Genomic DNA, 18,901 nt, shown 5'->3' on the forward strand with positions numbered 1-18,901 from the left:
GGGACGCCTCACGGGGCGGTGCCCCGGGCGGAGATGTCAGTGCGGGGGCGGAGAATGGGCGCACTCGGATTCATTGAGAGTGAGTGAGAAGGAAGCACGCCACGGAGCCGCCCCCGCGGCGCTCACCCTAATCGGCCGGGGCCCTGTCAACCCACTGGTTTTCAGATGTGACGCAGGTCACATCATCCGCCGAAATATCCGGGGACACTCTCCCCGTTTGACGCTATGTTCGAGTTATCCGGGGAATCAGTCCCCGGTACGGGGGCCCGAGGGGAGTTGGACCATGACTGTCACCGCCGCCGAAAAGGCGACCGCGCCACGCCTACGGGCCGACGCCTCACGCAATCGGGCGCGGATCATCGAGGCCGCCCGGGAGGCGTTCGTCGAGCAGGGGCCGGATGTCCCGCTCGACGAGATCGCCCGCCGGGCCGGCGTCGGCAACGCGACGGTCTACCGCAACTTCGCCGACCGGCGCGAGCTGATCCACTACGTGACCCTCTCGGTGATGCACAAGATGATCGGCCACGCCGAAGCGGCGACGGCCGAGGAGCCGGACGCGTTCGCAGCGGTCGCCCGCTTCACGCACGCGGCCGCCGACGAGCGGATCAGCGCGCTCTGCCCGTTGATCTCGCAGCACGGCGACCCGGACGCCCCCGAGCTGGAGCAGGCCGGTGAGCAGCTGAAGGACACCGTGGTCGAGCTGATCACCCGAGCCCAGCAGGCCGGGCTGTTCCGTACCGACATCGGTCCCGGCGACTACCTGGCCACCGTCACCCAGCTCACCCGGCCGCTGCCCGGCACCGACTGCATGGCGGTGGACGGCTTCGTCCACCGCCACCTCCAGATCCTGCTGGACGGCATGCGGGCCCCGGCCCGCTCCGAGCTGCCAGGTCACGCCGTGACCATGGAGGACCTCCGCCAATCCGACTGACGCCGTACCTGACGCCACACCAGCTCTGCACCTGACGCCACACCTGACACCTCATCGACTTCCGCGCCGCCCCAGCCATCCGGCGCGCCCAGTTCTCCCAGCTTTCACAGAACCTCGCACCTAAGTGGGTACCTCCATGTCCGGAACCGTCGCACCGCCCGATCCACGCCGCTGGAAGGCGCTCGGCTTCATCGGCCTCGCGCAGCTGATGGTCGTCCTCGACGCCACCATCGTGAACATCGCCCTGCCGTCCGCCCAGGCGGACCTCGGCATCACCGACGGCAACCGCCAGTGGGTCATCACGGCCTACGCGCTCGCCTTCGGCAGCCTGCTCCTGTTCGGCGGCCGGATCGCCGACCTCTGGGGCCGTCGTCGCACCTTCATCGTCGGCCTGATCGGCTTCGCGCTGGCCTCCGCCCTCGGTGGCGCGGCCGCCAACACCGGCATGCTGCTCGGCGCCCGCGCCCTGCAGGGTGTGTTCGGCGCGCTGCTCGCCCCGGCCGCCCTCTCGCTGCTCGCGGTGATGTTCACCACCGGCCAGGAGCGGGCCAAGGCGTTCGGCATCTACGGTGCGATCGCCGGTGGTGGTGGCGCCATCGGTCTGATCCTCGGCGGTCTGCTCACCGAGTACCTGAACTGGCGCTGGACCTTCTTCGTCAACATCCCGTTCGCGGTGGTCGCCGCGGTCGGTGCGGTCATGGTGATCCGTGAGCCCGCCGAGGGCCGTAACCGCAACAAGCTGGACATCCCCGGCGTGCTGCTGGTCACCTCCGGTCTGGTCGCGCTGGTCTACGGCTTCACCCGGGCCAACGAGGACGGCTGGGCCGCGGGTGTGACGATCGGTCTGTTCGTCGCCTCCGCCGTGCTGCTCGCGCTCTTCGTCCTGGTCGAGTCCAAGGTGAAGGCCCCGCTGCTGCCGCTGCGCGTGCTCCTGGAGCGCAACCGCGGTGGCGTGTACCTCTCGCTCGGTGTCGCGATCATCGGGATGTTCGGGCTGTTCCTCTTCCTCACCTACTACCTGCAGAAGGTGCTGGACTACAGCCCGGTGACCACCGGCGTCGCCTTCCTGCCGATGGTGGCGGGCATGATCATCGGCTCCACCCAGATCGGCACCCGGCTGATGACCCGGGTCGCCCCGCGCAAGCTGATGGCTCCCGGCTTCGTGACCGCGGCCCTCGGCCTGCTGATCTTCACCCAGATCGGTACCGACACCTCCTACCCGGCGGTGATCCTGCCCGGTCTGATCCTGATGGGCCTCGGCATGGGCACCGCGTTCATGCCCGCGATGAGCCTGGCCACCTACGGCGTCGAGCCGCGGGACGCGGGCGTCGCCTCGGCCATGGTGAACACCTCGCAGCAGGTCGGCGGCGCGATCGGCACCGCGCTGCTGAACACCATCGCGGCCAGTGCCGGCACCGCGTACGTCGCCTCGCACGCGGCCGGTGCCACCAGCCCGCAGCTGCTCCAGCTGAACGCCATGGTGCACGGCACCCAGGTCGCCATCTGGTGGTCCTTCGGCATCATGCTGCTGGCCGCCGCGATCGCGGCGGTCCTGATCAACACCGGTCGCCCGGACGCCCACCCGGCCGCGGCCGCCGGTGCCGAGGACGCTGTCCCGGTGCTGGTGCACTGATCCACCCGTACCACCCGACGGCCCCCGCTCCCTTGAGGAGCGCACGCACCACCGCCGGGCTTCGGGAGCCGCACTGGCGGGGCCGCCGTCCGACGTGCCATCGCACGCCTTCCGGACGCGGTACGGGACTTCAGCGCGATGCACAGCGACAACTCGCACAGCGACAGCTCTCAGTGCGCCTGAGTACCACGGCACAGCCGCAGCACGGCCGGAGCGGACCGGCATGCCGCGTGACGCCGCAACCGTCATCACCTTCTCCCCGCTCCGCCGTACCCTCCTCCCTGCCCTGACGGCCGCTGCTCGACGACGAGCGGGTGCGCCCGGCACGGACGGGCGGCGCGGGGCCCCATGACAAGGAGTCAGGACAATGGAGCGTCCCTTCCCCACCGTCGCGGTCGTCGGACTCGGCACCATGGGCGCCGGCATCGCCGTCGCCGTCGCACACAGCGGGCGCCGGGTGATCGGCATCGAGGCCGGCCCCGACAGCGCGGCCCGCTCGCTGGCCCGGATCGAGGAGGCCACCGCCGAGGCGGTCCGCCGCGAGCGACTGACCCCGCAGGAGCGCACCGCGCTGCTGGCGCTGATCTCGGTCGGCGACCAGCTGGACGCGGCCGCGGTCGCCGACCTGGTGATCGAGGAGGTCCCCGAGCAGCTGGAGCTCAAGCGGGAGATCTTCGCCGAGCTGGACCGGATCTGCCCGCCCGACACGGTGCTGGCGACCGGTACCACCGCACTCTCGGTGACCCGGATCGCCGCCGCCACCGCCCGCCCGGAGCGGGTGCTCGGCCTGCACTTCTTCAACCCCGTGCACACCATGAAGCTGGTCGAGGTGGTCCGCACCGTGCTGACCACTCCTCAGGTCGCCGAGCAAGCCGCCGACTTCGCCCGCGAGCTGGGCAAGGAGCCGGTCGCGGCCGGTGACCGGGCCGGTTTCGTGGTGAACGGGCTGCTGTTCGCGTACCTCAACCAGGCCGCCGCGATGTTCGAGTCCAAGTACGCCACCCGGGAGGACATCGACGCCGCGATGCGGCTGGGCTGCGGCCTGCCGATGGGACCGCTGGCGCTGCTCGACCTGATCGGCGTGGACACCGCGCGGACGGTGCTGGAGGCGATGTACGAGCAGTCCAAGGACCGGCTGCACGCCCCCGCCCCGATCCTCGGCCAGTTGGTCGCGGCCGGACTGCTGGGCCGGAAGAGCGGCCGCGGCTTCTACACCTACCAGGCGCCGGGATCGTCCCGGGTGGTCGCCGAGCCGGGCGGCTCGGCAGTCGCTCCGGTGGCCGGGCGCGAGGTGCGCAGCGTCGGTGTCTGCGGCTCCGGCACGATGGCCACCGGCATCGCCGAGGTGTTCGCCAAGGCCGGCTACCAGGTGATCCTGACCGCCCGCAGCCAGGAGAAGGCGGACCAGGCCAAGGCCCAGCTGGCCCGCTCGCTGGACCGCTCGGTGAACAAGGGCCGGCTGACCGCCGAGCAGCGCGACGCCGCGCTGGCCCAGGTCACCCCGAGCGGCCGGTACGCCGAGCTGGCCGAGGTCGACCTGGTGGTCGAGGCGGTGGCCGAGGACCTGGCGGTCAAGCGCGAGCTGTTCGCCACCCTGGACAAGATCTGCAAGCCGGGCGCGGTGCTCGCCACCACCACCTCCAGCCTGCCGGTGATCAGCTGCGCGACCGCCACCTCGCGGCCGCAGGACGTGATCGGCATGCACTTCTTCAACCCCGCCCCGGCGATGAAGCTGGTCGAGGTGGTCTCCACCGTGCTGACCGCGCCGGACGTCACCAGCACCGTGCTGGCGCTCTGCGGCACGGTGAAGAAGCACGCCGTGGAGTGCGGCGACCGGGCCGGCTTCATCGTGAACGCGCTGCTCTTCCCGTACCTGAACGACGCGGTCCGGATGCTCCAGGAGCACTACGCGACGGTGGACGACATCGACACCGCGATGAAGCTCGGCTGCGGCTACCCGATGGGTCCGTTCGAGCTGCTGGACGTGGTCGGTCTGGACGTCTCGCTGACCATCGAGAAGGTGCTGCACCAGGAGTTCCGCGAGCCGGGCCTGGCCGCCGCACCGCTGCTGGAACACCTCGTCGCGGCCGGCTGCCTGGGCCGCAAGACCGGTCGCGGATTCCGCGACCACGCCCGCCGATGACCGGCCAGGCGCCGGCTTCGGGCGGGCTGCCGGGCAGTCAGCACCCGGTCGGCGGACGGGCCGTACGGCCCGCCTGGGGTCCGGGCTCGGTGACCGGGCGGTGGCCCCGTCCGGTGGTGGCCGCCCCGGTGCCACCAGTGCGCCGGACAAAGCCGGTAGGCCCGCCACCCGGTACGTGTAGCGTTCCGGCCATGGACCGGGAACAGTCATCCGAACAGTCAGCCCCGGAGCGTCCGGAGGGCGTCCGGCCGGCCACCGAGGCCGGGGCCGGCAACCGCCGGGCGGCCGCCCAGCGACAGCAGATGCGGCAGGATCTCGCCTCGGCCGCGATGGAGCTGTTCGCCACCCAGGGGTACGAGGAGACCACGGTCGACCAGATCGCGGCCGCCGCCGGGGTGGCCCGGCGGACCTTCTTCCGGTACTTCAGGTCCAAGGAGGAGGCGATCTTCCCGGACCACGACGACACCCTGGTCCGGGTGGCCGACCTGCTGGCCAGCGCCGACTCCGAGGAGCACCCGCTCGACGTGGTGTGCCGCGGGATCAAGGAGGTGCTCCGGATGTACGCCTCCACCCCGGGCGTCTCGGTGGCCAGGTACCAGCTGATCCGTCAGGTCGCGGCGCTGCGCGAGCGGGAGATCGCGGTGGTCTCCCGGTACGAGCGGCTGTTCACCCGCTACCTGCTGGGCCGCTTCGACGCGGCCGAGGAGATCCCGCCGGGCTGGCAGCGCGGCGGGGACGACGACTCGATGCTGGCCGAGGTCTCGGCGGCAGCGGTGGTGGCGGCCCACAACCACGTGCTGCGGCGCTGGCTGCGGGCCGGCGGCATGGGCGACGTGGAGGCACAGCTGGACCACTCCTTCGACCTCATCCGCACCACCTTCTGGGCGACGGCCCCGAACGGGGTGCGACGGCGCGGCACGGTAGTGGCACCCGGTGCCACTGTGACACCCGGGTCGTCGCTGGAGGCCGCCGCGGTCAGCGCACTGAGTGCCAGCCCCGGGGGTGAGGTTCTCATCACAGTGACCCGGACGGACGCCCCGCTGGAGCAGGTGGTGGACCGGATCAGGGCCGCACTGAGCGGCGCCGCAGGCTGAGGTTTGCGCAGGTCAGAGCAGTTTCAGAGGGCCCGTTCCGGTTCGCCGGGGCGGGCCCTCCGTGCGTCCCTTGGGGTTCGGTCGAACGGTCGTCGGATTCACTCGAATTGATGGCACCCGGTGTCTTTACTAGTGGCACAGGGTGCCACTACCTTGTTCCTCACCAGTCGCGGCGCCGCGGCTCCCCACCTCGGCGCGCCGTGTCCGGGTGCGACACCACCATCCGTCGCAGCCACTCCAGACTTCCCACCCACAGACCGAACCAGCGAAGCCGGTGTCCGCTCCCGGCTCCCCCAGACGCCCTGTGCGCCCTCACACAGGTACGCCTTCGGAGGCAGCCATGAAGGAAATCCTCGACGCGATCCTCAGCACCGACAGCACCCCGGCGGACTTCGCCGGGCTCAAGCTGCCGGAGTCCTACCGGGCGGTGACGCTCCACAAGGACGAGGAGCAGATGTTCGCCGGCCTGGACAGCCGCGACAAGGACCCGCGCCAGTCCCTCCACCTCGACGACGTCGCCCTGCCCGAGCTCGGCCCGGGCGAGGCCCTGGTCGCCGTGATGGCCAGCGCGGTGAACTACAACACGGTGTGGAGCTCGATCTACGAGCCGGTCTCCACCTTCGGCTTCCTGGAGCGGTACGGCCGCCTCTCGCCGCTGACCAAGCGTCACGACCTGCCGTACCACGTGCTCGGCTCCGACCTCGCGGGCGTGGTGCTGCGCACCGGCGCCGGGGTGAACGCCTGGAAGCCCGGCGACGAGGTCGTCGCGCACTGCCTCTCGGTCGAGCTGGAGTCCTCCGACGGCCACAACGACACGATGATGGACCCGGAGCAGCGGATCTGGGGCTTCGAGACCAACTTCGGCGGCCTCGCCCAGATCGCCCTGGTGAAGACCAACCAGCTGATGCCCAAGCCGAAGCACCTCACCTGGGAGGAGGCCGCCTCCCCCGGCCTGGTCAACTCCACCGCGTACCGCCAGCTCGTCTCGCAGAACGGTGCGGGCATGAAGCAGGGGGACAACGTGCTGATCTGGGGCGCCAGCGGTGGCCTCGGCTCGTACGCCACCCAGTACGCGCTGGCCGGCGGCGCCACCCCGATCTGCGTGGTGTCCAACGACGCCAAGGCCGAGATCTGCCGGGCCATGGGCGCCGAGGCGATCATCGACCGGAGCGCCGAGGGCTACAAGTTCTGGAAGGACGAGAACACCCAGGACCCGCGCGAGTGGAAGCGCCTGGGTGGCCGGATCCGCGAGCTGACGGGTGGTGAGGACGTGGACATCGTCTTCGAGCACCCCGGCCGGGAGACCTTCGGCGCCTCGGTCTACGTCACCCGCAAGGGCGGCACCATCGTCACCTGCGCCTCCACCTCGGGCTTCATGCACCAGTACGACAACCGCTACCTGTGGATGTCGCTGAAGAAGATCGTCGGCTCGCACTTCGCCAACTACCGCGAGGCGTGGGAGGCCAACCGCCTGGTCGCCAAGGGCAAGATCCACCCGACCCTCTCCAAGGTCTACACCCTGGAGCAGACCGGGCAGGCCGCCCTCGACGTGCACCAGAACAGGCACCAGGGCAAGGTCGGCGTGCTCTGCCTGGCCCCGCAGGAGGGCCTGGGCGTCCGCGACCAGGAGCTCCGGGAGAAGCACCTGCCCGCGATCAACCGCTTCCGGAACATCTGATGGCCGACCGGGACCGTCCGTGGCTGATGCGGACCTACGCGGGCCACTCGACCGCGAGTGACTCCAACGCGCTCTACCGGAAGAACCTGGCGAAGGGTCAGACCGGTCTCTCGGTCGCCTTCGACCTGCCGACCCAGACCGGCTACGACTCGGACCACATCCTGGCCCGTGGCGAGGTCGGCCGGGTCGGCGTGCCGGTCGGCCACGTCGGCGACATGCGGGCGCTGTTCGACGGCATCCCGGTCGAGCAGACCAACACCTCGATGACCATCAACGCCACCGCGATGTGGCTGCTGGCGCTCTATCAGGTGGTCGCCGAGGAGCAGGGCGCCGACATCGCCAAGCTCACCGGCACCACCCAGAACGACATCGTCAAGGAGTACCTCTCGCGCGGGACGCACGTCTTCCCGCCCGGGCCATCGGTGCGCCTGATCACCGACATGATCGCCTACACGGTCGGGCACATCCCGAAGTGGAACCCGATCAACATCTGCAGCTACCACCTCCAGGAGGCCGGGGCCACCCCGGTCCAGGAGATCGCGTACGCGATGTGCACGGCGATCTCGGTGCTGGACGCGGTCCGCGACTCCGGGCAGGTCCCGGCCGAGCGGATGGGCGAGGTGGTGGCCCGGATCAGCTTCTTCGTGAACGCGGGCGTCCGCTTCGTCGAGGAGATGTGCAAGATGCGCGCCTTCGCCCGGCTCTGGGAGCAGGTCACCCGCGAGCGGTACGGAATCGAGGACCCCAAGCAGCGCCGGTTCCGCTACGGCGTCCAGGTCAACTCGCTCGGCCTGACGGAGGCTCAGCCGGAGAACAACGTCCAGCGGATCGTGCTGGAGATGCTCGCCGTCACCCTCTCCAAGGACGCCCGTGCCCGCGCCGTCCAGCTGCCCGCGTGGAACGAGGCGCTCGGCCTGCCCCGGCCGTGGGACCAGCAGTGGTCGCTGCGGATCCAGCAGGTGCTCGCCTACGAGTCCGACCTGCTGGAGTACGGCGACATCTTCAACGGCTCCGAGGTGATCGAGACCAAGACCGCCGAGCTGCTGGCCGGCGCCGAGGCCGAGATCGCCAAGGTGCTGGAGATGGGCGGGGTGATCCCGGCCGTCGAGTCCGGCTACCTGAAGTCCAACCTGGTCGCCTCGCACGCCGCCCGGCGGGCCAGGATCGAGTCCGGCGAGGACAAGATCGTCGGGGTGAACTGCTTCGACACCACCGAGGAGAGCCCGCTCACCGCGGATCTGGACACGGCCATCATGGTGGTCGACCCGGCCTCCGAGCAGTCCGTGCTGACTGCTCTTCAGCAGTGGCGCGCCGAGCGGGACGAGACGGCCGCCCAGGCCGCCCTGGCGGCTCTCAAGGCCGCCGCCGTGACCACCGACAACCTGATGGCCGCCACGCTCGCCTGTGCCCGCGCCGGGGTCACCACCGGCGAGTGGTCCTTCGCCCTCCGGGACGTGTTCGGCGAGTACCGCGCGCCCACCGGCGTCGGCGGCGCCCCGGTCGCGGTCGCGGCCGAGCCCGGCGGCGAGCTGGCGGCCGTCCGGGAGGCGGTCGCGGCCACCGCGGCCGAGCTGGGCACCGGCAAGCTCCGCCTGTTGGTCGGCAAGCCCGGCCTGGACGGGCACTCGAACGGCGCCGAGCAGATCGCCGTCCGGGCCCGCGACGCCGGCTTCGAGGTGGTCTACCAGGGCATCCGTCTGACGCCCGAACAGATCGTCTCCGCCGCCGTCGCCGAGGACGTGCACTGCGTCGGCCTGTCGATCCTGTCGGGTGCTCACCCCGAGCTGGTTCCGGACGTCCTGCACCGACTCCGCCGAGCCGGGGTGGAGGATGTGCCCGTGATCGTCGGTGGCATCATCCCCGCAGCGGACGGCGAGGCCCTCAAGGCCGCCGGCGTCGCCGCCGTCTTCACCCCGAAGGACTTCGGCATCACCACCATCATCGGCCGGATCGTCGACGAGATCCGGCTCGCCAACAGGCTTCAGCCCTGGGCCGCGACCACCGCCGCGACCAGCTGACCCGGAAGGACCGACCACCCTCATGACTGTCAACCGCCTGCGCCCCCGCCGCTCCTGTCTCGCAGTCCCGGGCAGCAACCCGCGCTTCCTGGAGAAGGCCCAGGGCCTCCCGGCCGACCAGGTCTTCCTCGACCTGGAGGACGCCTGCGCCCCGCTGGTCAAGGAGAGCGCCCGCCACAACATCGTGGACGCCCTGAACAACGGCGACTGGGGCAACAAGACCAAGGTCGTCCGGGTCAACGACTGGACCACCCACTGGACGTACCGCGACGTGATCACGGTCGTCGAGGGTGCCGGCCCGAACCTCGACTGCATCATGCTGCCGAAGGTCCAGGACGCCACCCAGGTGAAGGCGCTCGACCTGCTGCTCACCCAGATCGAGAAGACCATGGGCTTCGAGGTCGGCAAGATCGGCATCGAGGCGCAGATCGAGAACGCCAAGGGCCTGGTGAACGTCGACGAGATCGCCGCCGCCTCGCCCCGGCTGGAGACAATCATCTTCGGCCCGGCCGACTTCATGGCCTCGATCAACATGAAGACCCTGGTGGTCGGCCAGCAGCCCCCCGGCTACCCGGCCGACGCCTACCACTACATCCTGATGCGGATCCTGATGGCCGCCCGGATGCACGACCTGCAGGCCATCGACGGCCCGTACCTGCAGATCCGCAACCCCGACGGCTACCGCGAGGTGGCCGGCCGCGCCGCCGCCCTCGGCTTCGACGGCAAGTGGGTCCTGCACCCGGACCAGGTCGGTGCGGCGAACGAGATCTTCTCGCCCTCGCAGGAGGACTACGACCACTCCGAGCTGATCCTCGACGCGTACGACTGGTGCACCTCCGAGGCGGGCGGCGCCAAGGGCTCCGCGATGCTCGGTGACGAGATGATCGACGAGGCCAGCCGCAAGATGGCCCTGGTCATCGCGGGCAAGGGCCGCGCGGCCGGTATGGAGCGCACCAGCAAGTTCGAGATCCCGGGAGCCTGACCATGCAGTTCGGACGCACCTACGAGGAGTTCGAGGTCGGCGCGGTCTACAAGCACTGGCCCGGGAAGACCGTCACCGAGTACGACGACCACCTGTTCTGTCTGCTCACGATGAACCACCACCCGCTGCACCTCGACGTCAACTACGCCGAGAACACCACCGACTTCGGCAAGAACGTCGTGGTGGGCAACTACATCTACTCGCTGCTGCTCGGCATGTCCGTCCCGGACGTCTCCGGCAAGGCGATCGCCAACCTGGAGATCGAGTCGCTGCGGCACATCGCGCCGACCTTCCACGGCGACACCATCTACGGCGAGACCGTGGTGCTCGACAAGTGGCCGTCCAAGTCCAAGGACGACCGCGGCATCGTCTACGTCGAGACCAAGGGCTACAAGCAGGACGGCACGGTCGTCTGCATCTTCCGCCGCAAGGTGATGGTGCCGACCGAGACGTACATCAAGGCGCGCGGCGGCGAGCAGCCCGGCCGCCCCGAGCCGCTCTCCTAGAGACCGGCCACCCAGAGCCCCGGCCGAGGAGCCGCCGTCATCGGCTCCTCTCCGGTCATGGGGCCCCACCGAGTCACGCCGGTGGGAGACCGACGGCCTCACCGAGATCCAGCGGGACATCCTCGCCACCGTGCGGGACTTTGTCGACAAGGAGATCATTCCGGTCGCCAACGAGCTGGAGCACAAGGACGAGTACCCCACCGCGATCGTGGAGGGGATGAAGCAGCTCGGCCTCTTCGGCCTCACCATCCCCGAGGAGTTCGGCGGGCTCGGCGAGTCGCTGCTCACCTACGCGCTGGTGGTGGAGGAGATCGCCCGTGGCTGGATGTCGGTCTCCGGCATCGTCAACACCCACTTCATCGTGGCCCACATGATCAACGCGCACGGCACCCAGGAGCAGAAGGAGTACTTCCTGCCCCGGATGGCCGCCGGTGAGATCCGTGGCGCGTTCTCGATGTCCGAGCCCGGCCTCGGCTCCGACGTCGCCGCAATCTCCACCAAGGGCGTCAAGGACGGCGACGAGTACGTCCTGAACGGCCAGAAGATGTGGCTGACCAACGGCGGCACCTCCACCCTGGTGGCGGTGCTCTGCAAGACCGACGAGGGCGGCTCCAGCCCGTACAAGAACATGACCACCTTCCTGATCGAGAAGACGCCGGGCTTCGGACCGAACCCGACCGTCCCGGGCCTGACGGTGCCCGGCAAGATCGAGAAGATGGGCTACAAGGGCGTCGACACCACCGAGTTGGTGCTCCAGGACGTACGCATTCCGGCCAACCGGGTGCTCGGCGGCGTCCCCGGCAAGGGCTTCTACCAGATGATGGACGGCGTCGAGGTCGGCCGGGTCAACGTGGCCGCCCGTGGCTGCGGAGTGGCCCGTCGCGCCTTCGAGCTGGGCATCTCGTACGCCCAGCAGCGCTCCACCTTCGGCAAGAAGATCTGCGAGCACCAGGCGATCCAGTTCAAGCTGGCCGAGATGGCCACCAAGGTCGAGGCCGCGCACCAGATGATGGTGATGGCCGCCCGCAAGAAGGACAGCGGCGAGCGGAACGACCTGGAGGCCGGGATGGCCAAGTACCTGGCCTCCGAGTACTGCAAGGAGGTCGTCGAGGACTCCTTCCGGATCCACGGCGGCTACGGCTTCTCGAAGGAGTACGAGATCGAGCGGCTGTACCGGGAGGCTCCGATGCTGCTGATCGGTGAAGGCACTGCGGAGATCCAGAAGATGATCGTCGGGCGCCGGCTCCTGGAGGAGTACCGCCTGGCGGACTGAGTCCGGCACGGAGGACCGGGGCCCGGCGTGCGGGCCGGACCCGGTGGAACCGTAGGGCGTGTACCGGTCGGTATGCGCCCTACGGCTGCATCCGCGCGCCTCCGGAGACCCCTCCGTGGGCCGCGTACGCACTGAGACATGGGTCACGCGGCATGTCGGAGCCCTTGGGGAACCGGTGTCGGCCGAGCTACGGTCGTACACATAGCAGGCACGGATCGGCACCGCACAGGACACCTCAAGCAGCAGGCGGCTTGCCCACCTACCGCCTGGTCCCGATAGCATCCACCGGGACAGCACGCCGTCCCTTTATCACTCGATCCCGCGGTTGGCCCCCGTCCAGGTGCCAAGCTCCGCCAGTCGGGGCCCGCGACTAAGGTATTCGATGCCCATCAGCCCGTCCCCTCACTCCTCCGCTCCGGTCGGCGATGCCCTCGCCCCGGCGAACGGTCGGCGCCCACGCGTCACCATCGCGCGCGGAGCCACCCCCTGGTTCGTCCCCACGCTGGCCACCGCCGCCCTCACCACCGCCCTCACCAGGCGGAGCGGCAAGTGGGCCGTGGCGGCGGTACCGGCCTGTGCGCTCAGCGCGGGCATGCTGTGGTTCTTCCGCGACCCCGAGCGTGAGATCGGGACCGGCAGGGTCATCTCACCCGCCGACGGTGTCGTGCAGTCGATCGACGCCTGGCCGGACGGCCGCACCCGCGTGGCGATCTTCATGAGCCCGCTCAACGTGCACGTCAACCGCGCGCCGCTGCCCGGCACCGTGACGTCCGTCGAGCACGTCGCCGGAGGCTTCGTCCCGGCGTTCAACAAGGACAGCGACCAGAACGAGCGGGTCGTCTGGCACTTCGACACCGAGCTCGGCGACATCGAGATGGTGCAGATCGCGGGGGCCGTGGCCCGTCGCATCGTGCCGTACGTCGACGCCGGTACCAAGGTCGAGCAGGGTGACCGGATCGGTCTGATCCGTTTCGGTTCCCGGGTCGACACCTACCTGCCGGCCGGCGTCGAGGTCGGCGTCGAGGTCGGCCAGAAGACCACTGCCGGGGTGACGCGCCTTGACCGTGACTGATCCTGAGACGCTAGTCGGCCTCAACGAGGACGAGGAGACGGACCTGCGCCGCCGCCGCTGGGCGCGCGACCGCGAGCTCCGTGCGCCGCGCTCGCCGCAGCACCTCTCCACCGCCGACTTCCTGACCCTGGGGAACGCCGTCTGCGGCTTCCTGGCGATCTACTCGATCACCACCGGGGTCCTGATGCCGCACATCACCGGCGCATCCGCCGCCGGCCCCGACAAGCACAGCGCCGCCACCGCGGTGACGCTGCTGCTGATCGGTTCGATGTGCGACCTGTTCGACGGCCTGGTGGCCCGCAAGCTGCGCTCCTCGGCGCTGGGTGCGGAGCTCGACAACCTGGCCGACCTGATCAGCTTCGGCATCGCCCCCGCCTACTTCGTGGCGGTCTGGGGCATCGTCAGCCCGGGTCAGGACCAGCGCTTCTCCGCGCTGATCGCGCTCACCGTGCTGCTGGCGGTGGTGCTCCGGCTGGCCCGGTTCTCGGCCGTCAAGATGCAGCCGGGGATCTTCCAGGGCATGCCCTGCCCGATGGGTGCCATGACGGTGATCGCGATCGTCCTGCTGGACCCGCCGTTCGTGCCGGGCCTGCTGATGATCTTCGGGGTGGCGTACCTGATGGTCAGTCGGATCGAGTACCCCAAGCCGCAGGGCCTGCTGGCAACGGCCACGCTCTGCTGGATCGTGGTCTCGATCGGCTGCCTGGCTGCCTGGGCCGCCGGTCTGCCCGGTGGTGACACCCTGATGCACGTCGGTGCGATCGCCCAGATCACGCTGGCCGCGATGGCACCGCTGCTGGTGATCCGCCGCAAGGTGGGCCAGAAGGTCGGGGACGTCCGCGCCCGCCGCGCCGAGTCGCGCGGCTGCTGACGCCGGATCCCGAAGAGCACGCGAAGGGCCCCTCTCCCGCTCGGGAGAGGGGCCCTTCCGCGCCGTCGCGCCGCCCGGGCCACCGCGGGGTCGGGGTGCACCCCGGCGACGGCGGTGAGGACCGAGGCGGCCCGCGGGTGGCCGGACTGCCGGGCCCGGTTGAAGAGCCGGACCGGCTCCCCCGCCGAGGCGCCCTCGACGTGACCGACCAGCAGGCCGGTCTCGCCGTGGTCCAGCACGGCGGCGGCGGTGTCGACCCAGAGCCAGGCGGCGTCCTCGGCCGTCAGGACGTCCGAGGGCAGCACACCGACCTCGTCCGACTGCTCGGCCAGCCAGAGCAGCGCGTAGGGGCGCAGGACGCCCTCGTCCACGGCCGCCCGGACCGCCTGCTCGGCGGTGCCCCCGGCGACCCGGAGCGCCTCGAAGGCGAGGCCGCGCAGCAGTGCGTCGTCGCCCCGGGCGGCGTCCAGCAGCTCGGCCACCGCGCGGTCCACCGGCCGGGCCGCGACCCAGGCGCGGTACTCGGCCCTGGCGGGTCCTGGCGAGTAGCTGGCGCAGGCGTCCAGCAGTTCCAGCGCGCTCTGCTCGATGTGGCCGGCGGCGGTCTGCGCGACGGTGCAGATCTCCTCCAGCTTGGCCCGGACCGCCCAGTGCCCGAGCGGCGAGAGCTCGGCCGCCTCGTCCTGGCGGGTGAGCGCGCCGACGGCGGCCAGGCCGTCCAGCATCCAGTCCAGCACGGCCGCCACGTCGGCGGGCGAGTGCGGGGTGTCGATCTGCGGCTCGCGGCAGGTGCCGCGGACCGCGGAGACGGCGGAGGCGGCGTGCGGGACGGGCGACAGCGGGGTGGCCCCGGCGGCCACCCTGCGCTCGTCCAGACCCCGGCGGAGCAGCTCCAGCAGCTCGCTGTCGGCCACCGGGCCGTCCACCAGGTGCAGGAAGGAGAGCAGCTGGGGTGCCTGGTCCACGGCCTGCCCGGCCAGCACGGCGAAGACGCCGCGCATCGCGGCGGGCGGCATCGGGGCAACCAGGGTCCAGGCGTCGAACAGCGCGGACCAGCCACGGACCACGGCCTCGTCGTCGTGCTCCCAGGCGTGCAGCCGCCACCCGGGGGTGGCACCGCCGTCCCGGGCCTCGACCAGGCCGACCAGCAGGGCCTGGCCCCAGGCGTTGGCGGCGGCGCCGACAGTCATGGCGAGCGCCCGGCCGGCCGCGCGAGCGTCCTCGGGGAGCAGCTCGCCGCGCTTGTCGACCTCGTCGAGCTCGCCGGCCCAGCGGGCGATCCGGACCGCGTCGGCGAGCATCCGGCGGGCCAGTGGGGCCAGCTCGGCGGGTGCGGGGAAGCCCTCCGGGACCGGGGCCCGGCCACGGCCGGGCTTGGGTGCGGGGGTACGGCGGCGGGGGGTGGAGGTGGTACTGGGGGTGCTGCCCGGCTGTGCGGTGTCACCGCGGCGGGCCGTGCCGGGGAGACGGGTCACCGTCGCCCCGGTACCGATCGTCGGCGGGAGCGGGGCATCACGGTCGCGCGAATTCCGAGACGTCACGCCGTGCAGTCTTCCCCGTGCGTGGGCCTTCTGTCACATCGCCTTTTCCCCGGCAAGGGGCAAACCAGACTCCAGCGGTCATTTCACGAGCCCGTTCGTCGATTCGGGGCCACCGCTAGAGCAGCGGGGTGAGCCAGCGGCGGAGGGTCTCCGAGTAGCCGGCCGGGTCGGCGTTCCAGAGTGCGGCGTGCTCGGCGTGCGGGACGGGGTGCAGGCTGACCAGGTCGCCGCGCAGCTCGGCCAGCCTGGCGGCGGCGTCCCAGGGGGCGATCGAGTCGGCGGGGCTGTGCAGCAGCAGGGTCGGCACGTGCAGGTCGACGCCGGAGGCGAGCCGGGCGAAGCCGGCCAGGTCGACCTGGCTGCGGCCCTCGGCGGCCAGGGCGCCGAGTTCGGCGAGCGCGGCGGGCACCCCGGCCTTGGCGCGTTCCCGGCGGACGGTCTGCGACCAGTCCAGCACCGGGGAGTCCAGCACCAGCCCGGCCACCTCCTCCGGCCAGGCCGTCCGGGCGGCAGCCTGCAGCACCATGGTGGCGCCGACCGACCAGCCGTACAGGATCACCCGGCCCGCGCCGCTGTCCAGGGCCAGCCGGATCGCCGCCTCGACGTCCTGCCACTCGGTCTCGCCGAAGTGCCCGAGCCGGTCCGGCGAGGCCGGGGCGTCCCCGTCACCCCGGTAGGTGACGGTCAGGGTGGGCAGCTGGAGCGTGTGCAGCAGGGGGAGGACGGGCAGCGCCTGTGAACGGTCCGCGCCGGGGCCGTGCACCAGGATCACCCAGGTACCGCGCGTGGCGTCGACGTACCAGGCCGGGAGGTCACCGAGGTCGCCCTTGGCGACGGTGTCGGTGTGGCGGAGACCGAAGGCCGAGCCCGGGTCACCGACGTACACTCGGGGCGTCAGTTCGACCTTGTCGCCGATCTGCAGGGATCCGCCGTCCACCTGCTCCAGGCGGCGGGTGACGGTCTGCGGGCCGGTGGCGAGCACCTCGCCGACCACCGCGTGACCGCCGTCGCGCCACTCCAGCGCGTACCGGCCGGGTCGGGCGGTGGCGGTGCTGCGGGTGATCACCACCCCGCCGGGGGCCAGGTCGTGCACCCGCAGGTCGGCGTCGGCGCCGGGCTCGGCCCGCCCGGGCCTGACCACCCCGTCGGACGCCTTGCGGCCGAGCAGCAGGACGGCCGCAGTACCTGCTCCGACTGCGGCGGCGGCCACCATGGCCGCAGTTCCCCAACGCATTGCGCTCCCCGGTGTGCTGTGGCGGACGGGACGATGCGGTCCATTCCATCGGCACGGGCGCCGCGCTGCCACCGGGGCAGGGCCGTCCGGGAGCGGACGGCCTCGGGAGCGGACGGTCCGTCAGACCGGGATGTCGGTGGGGTGCAGGGAGAGCAGTTCCCAGAACCGCTGCGCGTGCGGCTTCACCGGCTGCTGCTCGGCCGGGCTCGGCGAGGAGCCCCAGTGCATCGGCACCAGATACTCGCCCTGCAGTTCCGCGAGGGCCCGCTCCAGCACCGGCCGGGACACCGGCACCATCTTGGCGACCGGCTTCACCTGGGACTGCCAGCGGCCGTCCACGCACTGGCGCAGGCAGCGGTCGAGCTCGTCCTGACGGTGGGTCACGTGCACCAGCATCCGCAGCCCGATGCCCAGCGCGTGGGCCAGCGCGTACGTCTGTGCGGCGTCTCCGCCCCACTTGCCGGCCAGCTCGGCCTGCTCGTACGCCCGGAGGGTCACACCGATCCGCTCGGCGGCCTGCTCCTGGGACAGCTCGCGGGCCACCCGGAAGTCCCGCAGGGTGGCCGGTGCGGTGCCCATCAGCTGGGCGGGCGGACACCAGAGGGCCCGGGCCAGCGCGATGAACTCCTCCTCGGACGGCCGGAACTCACCGGTCTCCCAGCCGATCACGTGCATCGGCAGCAGACGGACGCCGTGCGCGGCCATTCCTTCGGCGACCTGATCCGGGGTCAGGCCGAGGCCGGCCCGGTGGGACCGCGCCGCAGTCGGCGAGAAGGGCACGGGGGKGGGGGCGGGCGGTCTTCGTCGCATGCCACCAGACGCTAGGCCCGGGCGGGCTGCCCGAGCACCCGCTGAACACACGAAGCCCCTGGGGGCGCTCTGCCGGGGCATTGGCGATTCCTACAGCCGCTGACGCCTGATCAGCCCTCGTACTCGGAGGTAGCCACGTTGCAGGGCTGCACTGTTGGCAGGTGCTTGAGCATCTACGGTCAGGGGCTCGGGGAACTGCGAGGAGATCTGGCGCCGGGGTCACTGCGAAAGTGCCTGACCATCCACATAGGTGCAACGCTCCAGAGGTCGGCGTCGCAGTTCCCCGAGCCCCTGATGGCTGAGCCCGGAGCGCAGGTGGCTTCAGCGCTTGCCGAAGAGCTCGTCCAGGGTGGCCGGGGTCGGCACTTCGCCGGTCGGGGTGAGCTGGTCGACGGCGGTGGGGAGCTGGGCGGCGAGTTGCTCGGCGACCTGCTCGCGGGAGAGGCCGGACTGTTCGGCCAGGTCGTCCAGCTCGCGGTCGGGCAGGGCGGCGGCGAGTTCGGCGCCGGTGACCGGGTGGTTGTCGCCGGTGCCGACCCAGGACTGGGCCTGGGAGCCGAGGCCGCCCTGGGTCAGCTGTTGGAGCAGTGCGCCGAGACCGCCCGCCGCCCCCTGGCCGCCGCCGAGTGCGCCGAGCAGCATGGCCAGCAGGTTGCCCCCACTGCCTGCGCTACCGCCCGTGCCGCCGAGCAGACCCCCGAGAAGCTTGCCGAGATCGGTCATGACCGTCCTCCAGTTCGGGCGCGGACCGACGCCGCGCCAGGGCCAGCTTCACCCGCCCGGGAGCACCCCGCTCGGTGGGGCGAACAGACGTGTGACCAACCCCTCCGCGCCCTCTGTTGACTGCCTGTCCGGCCGCGTGATGGGATCCTTCAGCCAAACGGAGGCAAGTAGAGGAAGCCGGTGCGAGTCCGGCGCGGTCCCGCCACTGTCACCGGGGAGCACTCTCGACATATGGTCACGACGGCCCGCTGCGGCGGCTGTTGGAAGGCCCGAGGGTGTGTCGGACCCGGAAGCCAGGAGACTCTCACCCCCGGTACGTCGATCCAGGGCGCGGACCCTGAGTGAGGACACCCACGCCATGCCGGCCACCCAGGACCGAGCCGACCCGTCGC

14 protein-coding genes and 1 riboswitch are annotated in these 18,901 nt (G+C 71.2%); of the genes, 11 read left to right on the plus strand and 3 right to left on the minus strand.

Going from position 1 to position 18,901, the window contains the following annotated elements; genetic code table 11:
- The first annotated feature begins 283 nt into the window (after nucleotides 1-283).
- The 11 genes from ACXJMZ_RS19375 (at nucleotide 284) to ACXJMZ_RS19425 (ending at nucleotide 14,201) form a co-directional block, all read left to right on the plus strand.
- Nucleotides 284-931 carry a TetR/AcrR family transcriptional regulator gene (locus ACXJMZ_RS19375; RefSeq protein ID WP_457031307.1) on the plus strand — a complete coding sequence of 216 codons (648 nt, stop codon included), beginning with the start codon at nucleotides 284-286 and terminating at the stop codon, nucleotides 929-931.
- A 136-nt stretch (nucleotides 932-1,067) separates the two neighbouring features.
- Nucleotides 1,068-2,564 carry an MFS transporter gene (locus tag ACXJMZ_RS19380; protein ID WP_457031308.1) on the plus strand — a complete coding sequence of 499 codons (1,497 nt, stop codon included), beginning with the start codon at nucleotides 1,068-1,070 and terminating at the stop codon, nucleotides 2,562-2,564.
- Nucleotides 2,565-2,931: 367 nt separating this feature from the next.
- Complete coding sequence (locus ACXJMZ_RS19385; RefSeq protein WP_457031309.1) at nucleotides 2,932-4,707, plus strand: 3-hydroxyacyl-CoA dehydrogenase family protein; 1,776 nt, start codon at nucleotides 2,932-2,934, stop codon at nucleotides 4,705-4,707.
- A 191-nt stretch (nucleotides 4,708-4,898) separates the two neighbouring features.
- Nucleotides 4,899-5,801, plus strand: coding sequence for a TetR family transcriptional regulator (locus ACXJMZ_RS19390; RefSeq protein WP_457031310.1), 903 nt, complete (start codon nucleotides 4,899-4,901; stop codon nucleotides 5,799-5,801).
- Between the two features lie 340 nt (nucleotides 5,802-6,141).
- Nucleotides 6,142-7,479, plus strand: a complete 1,338-nt coding sequence (gene ccrA / locus ACXJMZ_RS19395) for a crotonyl-CoA carboxylase/reductase (RefSeq protein ID WP_457031311.1) — start codon at nucleotides 6,142-6,144, stop codon at nucleotides 7,477-7,479.
- Nucleotides 7,479-9,497, plus strand: a complete 2,019-nt coding sequence (locus ACXJMZ_RS19400; RefSeq protein ID WP_457031312.1) for a protein meaA — start codon at nucleotides 7,479-7,481, stop codon at nucleotides 9,495-9,497. The genes ccrA and ACXJMZ_RS19400 overlap by 1 nt, the downstream gene beginning before the upstream one ends.
- A gap of 22 nt (nucleotides 9,498-9,519) precedes the next feature.
- Entirely contained in the window at nucleotides 9,520-10,479 is a 960-nt protein-coding gene (locus ACXJMZ_RS19405; RefSeq protein ID WP_057240187.1) for an HpcH/HpaI aldolase/citrate lyase family protein, read from the plus strand.
- A gap of 2 nt (nucleotides 10,480-10,481) precedes the next feature.
- Nucleotides 10,482-10,985 (plus strand): MaoC family dehydratase, encoded by a 504-nt coding sequence (locus ACXJMZ_RS19410; RefSeq protein WP_403036298.1) that lies wholly within the window; start codon nucleotides 10,482-10,484, stop codon nucleotides 10,983-10,985.
- Between the two features lie 106 nt (nucleotides 10,986-11,091).
- Nucleotides 11,092-12,258, plus strand: a complete 1,167-nt coding sequence (locus ACXJMZ_RS19415; RefSeq protein WP_457031442.1) for an acyl-CoA dehydrogenase family protein — start codon at nucleotides 11,092-11,094, stop codon at nucleotides 12,256-12,258.
- Nucleotides 12,259-12,640: 382 nt separating this feature from the next.
- Nucleotides 12,641-13,330: a phosphatidylserine decarboxylase gene (locus tag ACXJMZ_RS19420; RefSeq protein ID WP_221503563.1), complete on the plus strand. Its 690-nt coding sequence runs from the start codon at nucleotides 12,641-12,643 to the stop codon at nucleotides 13,328-13,330.
- Nucleotides 13,317-14,201, plus strand: coding sequence for a CDP-alcohol phosphatidyltransferase family protein (locus tag ACXJMZ_RS19425; RefSeq protein WP_057240193.1), 885 nt, complete (start codon nucleotides 13,317-13,319; stop codon nucleotides 14,199-14,201). The genes ACXJMZ_RS19420 and ACXJMZ_RS19425 overlap by 14 nt, the downstream gene beginning before the upstream one ends.
- Before the next feature lie 1,656 nt (nucleotides 14,202-15,857).
- Here the strand turns inward: ACXJMZ_RS19425 and ACXJMZ_RS19430 are convergent.
- The 3 genes from ACXJMZ_RS19430 to ACXJMZ_RS19440 form a co-directional block, all read right to left on the minus strand.
- Entirely contained in the window at nucleotides 15,858-16,976 is a 1,119-nt protein-coding gene (locus ACXJMZ_RS19430) for an alpha/beta hydrolase family protein (RefSeq protein WP_457031313.1), read from the minus strand.
- A gap of 120 nt (nucleotides 16,977-17,096) precedes the next feature.
- Nucleotides 17,097-17,786 carry a helix-turn-helix domain-containing protein gene (locus ACXJMZ_RS19435; protein ID WP_457031314.1) on the minus strand — a complete coding sequence of 230 codons (690 nt, stop codon included), beginning with the start codon at nucleotides 17,784-17,786 and terminating at the stop codon, nucleotides 17,097-17,099.
- A gap of 321 nt (nucleotides 17,787-18,107) precedes the next feature.
- Nucleotides 18,108-18,509 carry a YidB family protein gene (locus tag ACXJMZ_RS19440; RefSeq protein ID WP_457031315.1) on the minus strand — a complete coding sequence of 134 codons (402 nt, stop codon included), beginning with the start codon at nucleotides 18,507-18,509 and terminating at the stop codon, nucleotides 18,108-18,110.
- A 123-nt stretch (nucleotides 18,510-18,632) separates the two neighbouring features.
- A riboswitch (cobalamin riboswitch) is annotated at nucleotides 18,633-18,832 on the plus strand.
- Nucleotides 18,833-18,901 lie beyond the last annotated feature (69 nt).

The sequence above is a fragment of the Kitasatospora sp. P5_F3 genome, assembly GCF_054049135.1.